Origin of the sequence: Bacillus sp. JJ864 (genome assembly GCF_036963045.1) — a bacterium.
GTDB classification, from domain to species: domain Bacteria; phylum Bacillota; class Bacilli; order Bacillales; family Bacillaceae_G; genus Bacillus_A; species Bacillus_A pseudomycoides_C.
Window position 1 is genome coordinate 5,076 of record NZ_JBALLY010000132.1, and the last position, 10,756, is coordinate 15,831.

Genomic DNA, 10,756 nt, shown 5'->3' on the forward strand with positions numbered 1-10,756 from the left:
AGTTCAGCAGCTGGAACGTTATCACAAATGGCTGAAGAATTACAAATATTAATTGAAAGATTTAAAGTATAATGAAAAAAGCACGTGAATAAGATAATTCACGTGCTTTTCGCTTTGCATGCCCAATTTGTTCAACGAATTCTTAGTGAGGGATAAGCCGTTTCACTTTATGTTTTTTGCTGTTGTTTGAATGCAATAATTGGAAGAAGGATTAAGCTAATCCATCCAATCATAGGATATAACATATGAAGTAATTCACTATAACCGATATAACTAAAACAATAACTAATCAGTAAGATGAAATAAATAATGATGTTACTTCTCCAGCCGGTGATAGATTGAAGTTGTTTCGTCATACCAAATATGTTACCGACAAGAGTTGTAAATACTTCTCCAAAAATAATTAATACAAAAAAGAAATGAAAAGTAGCATTGAAGCGACGTACAACTTCTGCCATCGGGATATTATATTGATAAAATTGTTCGACAGATAAAATGGCGAAGTGACTACATAATAAAATTAAACACAGCCCCGCCCCGCCTAACATACCACCCCATTTAATGGCTTTCTGGTCCTTGACTTCACTTGCTAATGGTACAAGTACACTTTGAGCGAGGGAGAGATTGAGTGCAACATATGTAATTGGACTTGTAACCCATTTGATATTCCAATTTTCAGTAGGTGTCATGTTGAAAAAAGAAGATACATCATGAAAGAGTGTTGTAATAGATAACCCCACGATAAAAGTCATCATAATTGGGACGACGAGTGAATTGACTTCGAATACCCCTTGTAATCCTCGGCTGCCAATTATAATACAAGCGAGTATCGTTATGAAGATTCCAAGTTGTCTTGGGAGGCGAAGTTGCTCTTCAAATACCGCTCCAGCTCCAGAAAGCATGACGCTTGTCACACCAAATAATACGAGAAGTAATAAAATATTTACAACGTTCCCAAAAACATCACCAAATAAATATTTGTTAAACTCTTGAGCAGAAAATGCTTTAATTTGTGAAGAAAGCATCATCATTTTTGTACCTATCCAAATAAAGAAAATGCCGCTAACTAAAATGCCGATTGTTCCATATGTTCCATGAATTGTAAAGAACTCAACGATTTCTCTTCCAGTTGCAAATCCAGCTCCAACGACAGTCCCTATATAAGTAGCAGCAATTTTTTTAGCTACTTTCCATTGCTGATTATCCATGTAATCCCTCTTTCTTATGTTATGAGCTGATTTATTTGTTACATAGATTTTGAGAGTAATGCGGGATAAAGTAAAACATTCATCAGTCGTTTCTTCCATTTTGAAATAGGAGAAGTTTCACTACCTACTGAAAACTTTACTTAATTTCATACATATGAAAGAGTTTGGACAAACATACGATAAAGTGATAATTTTATACGATTTTTTAAAATGTGAGACTAGTGACAGGGTGTGTTTTTTCATTATTCATATTTATCTTGTAATTTATGGTATAATGAAGAAAAAGGGGGCGGAGAAGATGTTTCGCTTTTTTAAAAAAGGTAAGGAAGAAAGAGAGATTACGAAAGATGAATTAGAACTTGCTATGGCAAAATTTCTTGAAGCGAATGCTAATGTCATATATACAGTATTAGTAAATGATGACTACACGGTTAATTATGACTTATTAAAACCTTATTTACCTGCTTTTCCTACGAATACATTTATTATTACAAAGGAGACACTTGAAGTCTTTGAACGTACACAGGAAAACCTTACGCTTGTTAAAGAAATTGATGATGTACAACGTGCTGTGGATCAATATGTAACGGAAAAGGAAGTTTTTCCAATCGTTGAAGGAAATGAAAATCGCCTTATTTGTTCGATCAAGTTAGGTCCATACTTAAAAAAAGGATTAGACCGAAATTTATATGTATCAGAGAAACATTATTTAGTGACAAGTAAACCTGATAAAATAAATACAACCACTGTACGATAAAGAAACAACAATGAAGTATTGTTGTTTCTTTATTGTAAGCATCATGCGGAAGGTGTAGAGAAGAGGAAACTTCATGATTCTAAAGGAATGGGACTTAAATTTAAAGATTCGTCTAGTAGGGGAATGGCTCTTCGGACTTTTCTTTTGGATGCTTCTTCCGTTTATGGCGATATATTTTGCGGAAGAACTAGGGAAAACGACGGCCGGAATATTACTTGTATTGTCGCAAGTATTGTCTGTTTTTGCTAACTTAGTAGGCGGATATTTAGCGGATACATATGGCCGTAAGCGTATGATGGTGATTGCTACATTTGTACAAAGTGTTGCCTTTGTACTATTTGCTTTTGCTAATTCACCATGGTTGCAATCGCCTCTCTTAACATTTGCAGCTTTTTCTCTTATTGGTATTATGGGTTCTTTATATTATCCAGCGAGTGCAGCAATGGTTGCAGATTTAGTACCTGAAGAGCAGCAAAGTAAAGTATTTGCGGTTTTTTATACAATGATAAATATTAATGTTGTGTTGGGACCGATTTTAGGAGCGTTTTTCTTTTTTTCTTATCGTTTTGAATTGTTACTGGCGAGCGTTATCATTAATTTTATATTAGCATTTGTATTACTTAAGTTTATAAAAGAGACGTTACCAGAGAATAAAACAAAAGTAGAAAAGCAAAGTGGATGGCTTACTGTTGTGAATGAACAGATAAAGAATTATCGAATAATTTTTCAAGACGGTGTCTTTCTGTTGTTCATTGTTGCAGGTATTCTTGTTGCTCAGACTTTTACACAGCTGGATTTATTGTTAGCTGTATACATAAAAGAAAATGTACCTACGCAAGAGTTTTTTAATCTGATGATAAATGGTGAGAAATTGTTTAGTTGGATTATTGCGGAAAATGGATTTTTGGTTGCTTTATTTACTGTTTATGTAACGAGATTAGCAAATTACTTTTCTGAGCGAACTGTCTTTTTGTTGTCATCTCTTACGTACGGAATAGCGATGGTTATTTTTCCACACACTGTATCAGTCTGGGGCCTCATTATTGCTATGCTCATTTTCACGTTCGGCGAGCTATTGGTTGTTGGAATTCAAAATAGTTTCGTTTCTAAATTAGCACCTGAACATATGCGAGGACAATATTTTGCGGCAGCAACACTTCGGTGGTCTGTTGGCCGAACAATTGCACCAATTGCGATTCCTTTAACAGCATGGATTGGTTATCAATACACATTCTATATCATTGCAGTACTTGCGTTTTTAAGTGCATTTTTATATTTTGTGATGTTCCAGTTGTTACAAGGACGAAAAGTTCAGGTGAAAAAGGTGATGAATGAGTAAACTAAGTAAATATGAAAATAAGTATGTATAACAAATGCCCTCTCACCAAAAGAGGGCATTTGTTATGTTTTAAACATCTCTTTTGTTATACATTAACTCCCATTATCAGCAATCGGATAGCTACTAAGGACCGAAAAAGAATTTGCCATTTTTTTTGCAAAATGTAATGGTGGCTCTACTGATTGGACATGAATATACATGATTAATGGATTCATATATAACCAATGATTATGCAAGGCACTTACAATAATCCCCTGTTGTATAATTGATTGCATAAATGAGGGGATTTCTTCTTGCAAAACGGCAATTTCGCCTAAATTCAACGTATTACCATTTTGATCCAAAGATTCGAAGCCTACTCCGACAGGTACTACAGACATACTCGGTTTTCCTTGAACAAGCACCTTAAAATTACGATGAAAAGATACTGAACAAGAATTTTGGTGGATTTTACTTTTCCCTTTCAGAATTGTAGCAAATTGTTCGCAAAGAACATTAAAGTTGTTCATAAATAAAATCTCCCTCTATTATACGGAATGGGAATTTTCACTTTATTTTTAACCTTTATGTCTTCATAATTTGTACACCTATTTTAGTGAGCAATTCCTCTTTCAAAATGATTCATTTCAACTAAGGTAAGAATGTAATCGTAATTATCAACCATTCTTTTAATTTCATTGCGTTCACTTTCTGTTAATTTCACATCTTTTAATCGTTTACATAGCTGAGATTTTTGGTTTTCTAATTGTTTTTTTATCTCATGATAGTTGTAAGAGCGTTTCATGTTACCATTCCCTTCCTTACATTTTCTATCTTCATTTTTATTATACGGATAAATAACAGAAATAAGTGCATAACTCCTTGAACTTTTTTTGGAAATTCAGAAAATCGAAGTATGATACATCCTTCCCTTGAATACAATGCATTGAACTATGAATTTGTGTTGATGAGTAGGGAAGGGATGATGCGATTGAATATGCAATCCCGTCTTACAATAAATGAGATGGTTTCTATTATTGACAATGGCTTACCAAAAACGACAGTGCCGAAAAATATTATTATTATTGGAGCGGGCATGGCTGGATTAGTGGCTGGATCATTATTAAAGGCTGCTGGTCATCGTGTGAAAATATTAGAAGCAAATAATCGAATTGGTGGGCGTATTTATACGATGAGAATGCCAGAAACAGGTTTATATCTTGATGTTGGAGCCATGCGGATTCCTTATACACATGAACTAACACTTGCATATAATAAGAGGTTTGGATTGAGGATACATCCATTTATTAATCGAAATGAAACGGACATTATATATGCAAATGGACGTAAAACAACATTGAAACAATATGAGGAAAATCCGAGTATTTTACGTTATCCAGTTGCAGCGAATGAAGAAGGAAAATCATCGGAAGAGTTGTTGATGTTAGCAATACAACCAATTCTTGATTTTATTAAAAGAGATCCGGAAAAAAATTGGAGTATTGTAGAGAAAGATTTTGAACGGTATTCTACAGCAGAGTTTTTAAAGGATTATCCTCACCAATATAAGGTGCCTTTTTCGCCAGCTACTGTAGAGATGATAGGGGTACTTCTTGATTTAGAAGGGTTTTTAGAAAGGTCTTTTGTAGAAACATTGCGATTTATTTATATTTTACAGCAATCTACAGGTTTTTATGAAATTGAAGGTGGTAACGACGCATTGCCCAAATCTTTTTTACCGCAACTACAAGATGATATTATCTTTCAACAAAAATTAATGAAACTAAAGCAACATGAAAAAGGAGTTACAGCATATTGTCGTAATGAAAAAACGTTCGAATATAGCAGTATTACAGGGGATATTGTCATTGTCACCATTCCGTTTACAACAATGAGATTTGTTGAAATAGAACCGTATGATTCTGTTTCTCATGAAAAGTGGAAAGCGATTCGAGAGCTACATTACATGGCTGCGACGAAAATTGGAATACAATTTAAAAGTCGTTTTTGGGAAGAACAAGGTCAACTTGGTGGCCGCATTATTACCGATTTACCTATTCGTTATGCATATTATCCAAGCTATGGAATTGGTACAAAAGGGCCTGGAATGGTACTAGGGAGTTATACATGGTCGTATGATGCATTATTGTGGGATGGTTTATCTGAAAGTGACCGTATTTATTATACCTTGCAAAATTTAGGAACAATACTTGGAAATCAAGTGTATGATGAATTTATTTCTGGGATATCGAAGAGCTGGACATTAGATCCGTACGCATTAGGAGGGTTTGCAATCTTTCAGGCAACCCAAGAATCAGAATTATATCCTCACATTGTGAAACCAGAAGGAAGAATATACTTTGCAGGTGACCATACTACGTTGTATCATGGCTGGATACAAGGGGCAATTGAATCAGGAATTCGGAGTGCAGCAGAAATAAATCAACTAGAGATGTAAAACAGGACATGAGAATAAATCTTATGTCCTGTTTATGTACCTACGGAACAGGATGACCGTTTGAGCTTTCAAAGATAGTAAACCATTGTTGACGGTCCAATGTTAATTTTGTTGCTTCAACAGCTGTTTTGATACGCTCTAGTTTACCAGAGCCAACAATCGGTAACATATTAGCTGGATGAGCGAGTAACCATGCATACATAATCGAATCAATTTCAGCAATGTCAAAATCAGTAGCAATCTTCTCTAGTATTCGGCGTAAGCGAAGTGTACGTTCACTTTCTCCTTTGAAAATTTCACCGCCAGTAAGAGGAGACCAAATCATAGGAGAAATTCGCTTTTCTTGGCACTGTTCAATCGTACCTTTTTCGAAATGCTCAAGCTGCATAACTGATACTTCGATTTGATTTGTAATGAGCGGAAAATCTAAATATGAACTTAACATATTGAATTGGGACGGCAGAAAGTTTGATACACCGAAGTGACGTACTTTTCCTTCTTGTTTTAAACGAGAAAAAGCTTCGGCAACTTCTGCTGGATTCATAAATGGATCTGGGCGATGAATAAGCAATACATCGATATAGTCAGTATTTAAGTTTTGTAGTGATTGTTCGGCACTTTTTATAATGTGTTCCGTACTTGTATTATAGTGAGCGACGTAGCGTTCTGGAAATTTAGGTGATGGGGGAGCGATTCCACATTTTGTAACAATTTCCATGTTGCTACGCAAACTCGGTTTTAATTGAAGCGCTTTTCCAAATAAAGCTTCACATGTATATTCACCGTAAATATCGGCATGGTCAAACGTTGTAATGCCCATCTCCATGCAAGATTCAATGAAAGAGAGTAATTCTTGATCTGTCATATTCCATTCTGCTAAACGCCAAAACCCTTGAATAATTCGAGAAAATTCTAGGTTTTGAGCCATTTGAATTCGTTCCATTTATGTAGGTCCTCCTTGCTGGTGTATATGAAAAGGTTTTCTTATATACTGTTATTATATATTTGTGTGGATATGCCTACAACTAATATGTTCTATATTCAAAAATAAAAAGATAACCTATGATATAATTATGGAATTAGACATATTACAAGGAGATGTAGAATCGTGATTCCAGTAACAATATTAACCGGGTTTCTCGGATCGGGGAAAACAACTTTATTAAATCATATTTTATCTGAAGAGCACGGTAAGAAGCTTGCGGTTATTGTAAATGAAATTGGACAAATTGGTATCGATAATCAATTAATTATGAATGTAGAAGAAGAGATTATGGAAATGACAAACGGCTGTTTATGTTGTACAGTACGTGAAGATTTGCTTGTCGCATTAAAGCATTTACTAAAAGTAAAAGCGGAAGGGAAAATGGATTTTGAAGGTTTAGTAATTGAAACAACTGGACTTGCAAATCCTGGCCCTATTATTCAAACTTTCTTTTTAGACCCTATCATTCAGTCTGCATACCAAATTAATGGTGTAGTAACAGTAGTTGATAGCTATCATATACAAAAACACTTTGAAAAAGGGTTAGAAGCAAAGGAACAAATTGCTTTTGCTGATGTAGTATTAGTAAATAAATTAGATTTAGTAGAGCGGGAAGAAAAGGAGAATTTACTTATTGAATTACAAGGGATCAATCCAACTGCAAAATTAATCCCAACAACAAATTGTGAAGTAGATATCCCTTCATTATTAAACATACAAACATTTAAAACACGTGATAAGTTAGAAATTTATCCGCATAAAGAACAGCATCATTTAGAAGGGGTAAAGTCTTTTGTGTTAAGAGAAGAGCGTCCTCTTGATTTACAAAAAATAAATGAATGGATGTCAGCTGTTGTACAAGAATTAGGAGAGTATTTGTATCGATATAAAGGAATATTGTCTATTGAAGGAGTAAATCGCCGGGTTGTGTTCCAAGGGGTACATACGTTATTTGCGGCTTCCTATGATAGAGAGTGGCACGATGGAGAAAAGCGGGTAAGTGAGATTGTTTTTATTGGTAAAAATCTAAATAAAGAATGGTTTCAAAAACATTTTCAAGAATGTATAAAATAAGCCTGCATTTGCAGGCTTATTTATATTACTTTATGCAAGTTTTACTTTGTCTAAAAGCAACTCCATCACAACTCCAACAACAGGACCTTCATCGTCAATATCACCAGTTAAATGAAAGCCGAACGATTCATATAGTTTCATTGCTAATTTGTTATTAGGATGAAGACTTAAATAAATCTTTTTGCATTGATATTTTTGTTGTAAATATGAAATTAATAAACGGAGAAATCGTTTCGCGTAGCCGTTTCCTTGAAAGTTGTGATCAATCATTAACCGGTCTAACCATATGCTTTCATTTTTTTGAGAATACCATCCATACATTGCGTATCCAACAAGTGTTTCTCTATCATATAAAGCTAACGATGTTGCATTTCCTTCATATAATGATTCAGCTAAAGAAAATGCGTTACTTTCAATAAATTGTCGTTGATCTTCAGCTACGTTTAGGGCAGCGACTGAACGCCAATTTGATGCTGTTACTTCACAAATGTGAAGATTCATAGTTTCATCTCACTTTCTTATTTATTATAACTATGTTAGTAGGGAAGTATCTGACTGCGTATTGAAAAAGTCAGTGTTTTTACTACCACATGCAAGATTGAAAACAAAAGGAGAAATCGTGTGCAGGTCACGCTGTATTCTGTGTAGTGGTGACTTAGATGTCCAAAGAATTAAACCGGACATCTACATAACCATTATGAATAATTTTACTATTTGTTTTTTTTGAGTCAAGACAATTAGGGAGCAATGGCAAAAGAAAAGACCGCAGAAACATTTTTCAGCGGTCAGAAATAAATTGTTATATTAATTGGTTGCTTCTTTTAAAGTGTTAATGTTCTCTTCCATTAATGTAAAGTAATCTTTATTTTTTTTCGCATCATCATCGGAGATAGTTGCAAGATGATTTAAGCGTAAAATTTTCGTTCCTGTTTCTTTTTGAATGACTTCTGCTACTTTTGGTGTAGAGAATGTTTCAAATAAAATATATTTTAATCCATGCTCTTTTGCTGTTGTTGTGATAGAAGCTAGTGCTTTTTGGGATGGTTCATCAGAAGCAGAAATACCTGCAACTGGAATTTGCTTTAAACCGTAACGTTGTTCCCAATATCCGTATGCTGCATGAGAAACTAATATTTCTTTCGTTTTTGCATGATCAACAACTTCTTTAAATTGATTATCTAAACTTGTGAATTTTGTTTGCAGTGCAGCAAAGTTTTTCTCGAATTCTTCTTTATGTTCTGGTTGTAGTTCTACAAGTGCATTTTTAATTGTTTCAGCTTGTTTCATGGCAAGTGTTGGATCTAGCCAAACGTGAGGATCTTTATCATGATGATGTTCTTCTTTATGACCTTCCTCGTGTTCGTCTTCAGTTGAAGCTCGTAGTTCGATACCTTTTGATGCATTTACAACTTTAACATTTTCATTTTTTAATGCTTTTTCCATTTTTTCAGCAAATGGCTCTAATTCAGCTCCGTTATACACAAACAAATCTGATTTGGCAACTTGTACAGTTTGCTTTTGACTTGGCTCATACGTATGAGAATCTGCACCTGGTGGATACATAGCTGTTACTTCTACATAATCACCGCCGATTTTTTTTGCAAAGTCAGCTAAAGGGAAAATAGTTGTATAGACGGAAAGTTTACCATTTTTTTTATTTGCTGTATTATCTTTGTTTGAACATCCAGCAAATATAAGGGTAAACATTAGTACGAATGAAAATATAATTGATCTTTTCTTCATTTTGTTTGCCTCGTTTCTTTACTTTCTAAAATGTATTTTCTCCAACATAAAAGAAAGAATATCTTTCTTTTTGTAAAACGTAATAATTACGCTTTATACTCCTGAATCAGTATAATACATCTTTGCCAATGTTGCAATAAATAATAATGATTACGATTTGTGATTTGTTCTAAAGTTGTCACAATGCTATGGTTTATTTTCTTTGTTTTTGCATATATGCTGCCAGTCGCTTCATATAGTGTGATAGAGGGTGCTGAGAAGGAGATGAGTGAATGGGATATATGAGTGAAGCGATTTTATTAATATTGGCTGTTATTTTTCCATTATCATGTGTACTTTGTTTTTTGAAAGCGCTTATTCGAAATTTAGGTGATACAAGTACAATTACTGAGGTACCAAAAGAAGAAAAAGAGTAAACAAAGCGCTTGCATACTGCATTATGCTTTGCTTATGATAGAGAGAGATTAGAAGATAAAGAGGTATGGAAAAGAATGAAAACAAGAACAGCCTTAGTACTTGGAGCTAGTGGTTTAGTTGGACAAGAAGTGACACAGTTATTGCTTGATTCAGATCATTATGATTCAGTTACAATTTTTGTGAGAAAATCACTAGACTGGGAACATGAAAAGCTTCAACAAAAGCAGGTAGATTTTTCGATTTTGGAACAATATAAAGAGTTTTTTGCTGTAGATGATGTTTTTAATTGTCTTGGTACGACAATTAAAAAAGCAAGGACGAAAGAAAATTTTAAAAAGGTTGATTATGATTATACATTACGAGCAGCTCGTGTAGCAGAAGAACAAGGGGTACAAAACTTTCTTGTTATTTCTTCGTTAGGAGCAAATCCGAAGTCGCTATTTTTCTACTCGCAAGTAAAAGGACAGATGGAGGAAGATATAAAAAAACTAGTCATAGGAGGCATTCATATTTTTAGACCCTCTCTTTTAGTTGGAGAGCGAGACGAGTTTCGTTTTGGAGAAAGAATGGGAGAAAAAGTTTCGGGAATTATGCCGTTTTTATTTAAGAGGTCTTTTTCAAAATATAAGCCGATTTCAGCAGAGCAAGTAGCAAAAGGAATGTATGTAACAGCGCTGCGAGAAGAATCTGGTGTTCATATACATGAATCTCCGGAAATTGCTAAGATGAAATAAAGTGAAACTTTAAGTAGTGGGGGATTTTTCATCCCCCACTGCTTATTAGTTGAACCAATCGG

General features: G+C 34.3%; 12 protein-coding genes. 6 read left to right on the forward strand and 6 right to left on the reverse strand.

All coding sequences use genetic code 11. From position 1 onward, the window contains the following. Positions 1 to 167: 167 nt before the first annotated feature. Positions 168 to 1,208, reverse strand: a complete 1,041-nt coding sequence (locus V7024_RS18710) for a YkvI family membrane protein (RefSeq protein WP_335522618.1) — start codon at positions 1,206 to 1,208, stop codon at positions 168 to 170. A 298-nt stretch (positions 1,209 to 1,506) separates the two neighbouring features. Here V7024_RS18710 and V7024_RS18715 point away from each other — a divergent pair, with 298 nt between their 5' ends. After that, positions 1,507 to 1,965 carry a DUF3939 domain-containing protein gene (locus V7024_RS18715; RefSeq protein ID WP_335522619.1) on the forward strand — a complete coding sequence of 153 codons (459 nt, stop codon included), beginning with the start codon at positions 1,507 to 1,509 and terminating at the stop codon, positions 1,963 to 1,965. Between the two features lie 73 nt (positions 1,966 to 2,038). Next, positions 2,039 to 3,304, forward strand: coding sequence for an MDR family MFS transporter (locus V7024_RS18720; protein WP_335522621.1), 1,266 nt, complete (start codon positions 2,039 to 2,041; stop codon positions 3,302 to 3,304). Between the two features lie 92 nt (positions 3,305 to 3,396). Here the strand turns inward: V7024_RS18720 and V7024_RS18725 are convergent, their stop codons facing one another. Both V7024_RS18725 and V7024_RS18730 read right to left on the reverse strand, forming a co-directional pair. Beyond that, positions 3,397 to 3,813, reverse strand: a complete 417-nt coding sequence (locus tag V7024_RS18725) for a DUF1259 domain-containing protein (RefSeq protein WP_335522623.1) — start codon at positions 3,811 to 3,813, stop codon at positions 3,397 to 3,399. Positions 3,814 to 3,896: 83 nt separating this feature from the next. Continuing rightward, entirely contained in the window at positions 3,897 to 4,088 is a 192-nt protein-coding gene (locus V7024_RS18730) for a DUF3896 family protein (protein ID WP_098918647.1), read from the reverse strand. A 180-nt stretch (positions 4,089 to 4,268) separates the two neighbouring features. Between V7024_RS18730 and V7024_RS18735 the strand changes: the two genes are divergently transcribed. Next, positions 4,269 to 5,741, forward strand: coding sequence for a flavin monoamine oxidase family protein (locus V7024_RS18735; protein ID WP_335522650.1), 1,473 nt, complete (start codon positions 4,269 to 4,271; stop codon positions 5,739 to 5,741). Between the two features lie 40 nt (positions 5,742 to 5,781). Here V7024_RS18735 and V7024_RS18740 read toward each other — a convergent pair whose 3' ends face one another. Then, entirely contained in the window at positions 5,782 to 6,684 is a 903-nt protein-coding gene (locus V7024_RS18740; protein ID WP_335522627.1) for an aldo/keto reductase, read from the reverse strand. Between the two features lie 165 nt (positions 6,685 to 6,849). Here V7024_RS18740 and V7024_RS18745 point away from each other — a divergent pair, with 165 nt between their 5' ends. Continuing rightward, a complete protein-coding gene (locus V7024_RS18745) occupies positions 6,850 to 7,800 on the forward strand; it encodes a CobW family GTP-binding protein (protein ID WP_335522629.1) in 951 nt (316 codons plus the stop codon). A gap of 30 nt (positions 7,801 to 7,830) precedes the next feature. Here the strand turns inward: V7024_RS18745 and V7024_RS18750 are convergent, their stop codons facing one another. Both V7024_RS18750 and V7024_RS18755 read right to left on the reverse strand, forming a co-directional pair. Next, the gene (locus V7024_RS18750; protein ID WP_335522631.1) at positions 7,831 to 8,301 is read right to left on the reverse strand and encodes a GNAT family N-acetyltransferase; all 471 of its coding nucleotides are present in this window, start codon (positions 8,299 to 8,301) and stop codon (positions 7,831 to 7,833) included. A 303-nt stretch (positions 8,302 to 8,604) separates the two neighbouring features. Continuing rightward, complete coding sequence (locus V7024_RS18755; protein ID WP_335522633.1) at positions 8,605 to 9,543, reverse strand: metal ABC transporter substrate-binding protein; 939 nt, start codon at positions 9,541 to 9,543, stop codon at positions 8,605 to 8,607. A 272-nt stretch (positions 9,544 to 9,815) separates the two neighbouring features. Here V7024_RS18755 and V7024_RS18760 point away from each other — a divergent pair, with 272 nt between their 5' ends. Next, on the forward strand, positions 9,816 to 9,959 hold the full coding sequence (locus tag V7024_RS18760; RefSeq protein WP_335522634.1) for a hypothetical protein: 144 nt from the start codon (positions 9,816 to 9,818) through the stop codon (positions 9,957 to 9,959). 75 nt (positions 9,960 to 10,034) lie between these two features. After that, a complete protein-coding gene (locus V7024_RS18765; RefSeq protein ID WP_335522636.1) occupies positions 10,035 to 10,694 on the forward strand; it encodes an oxidoreductase in 660 nt (219 codons plus the stop codon). The last annotated feature ends 62 nt before the right edge of the window (positions 10,695 to 10,756 follow it).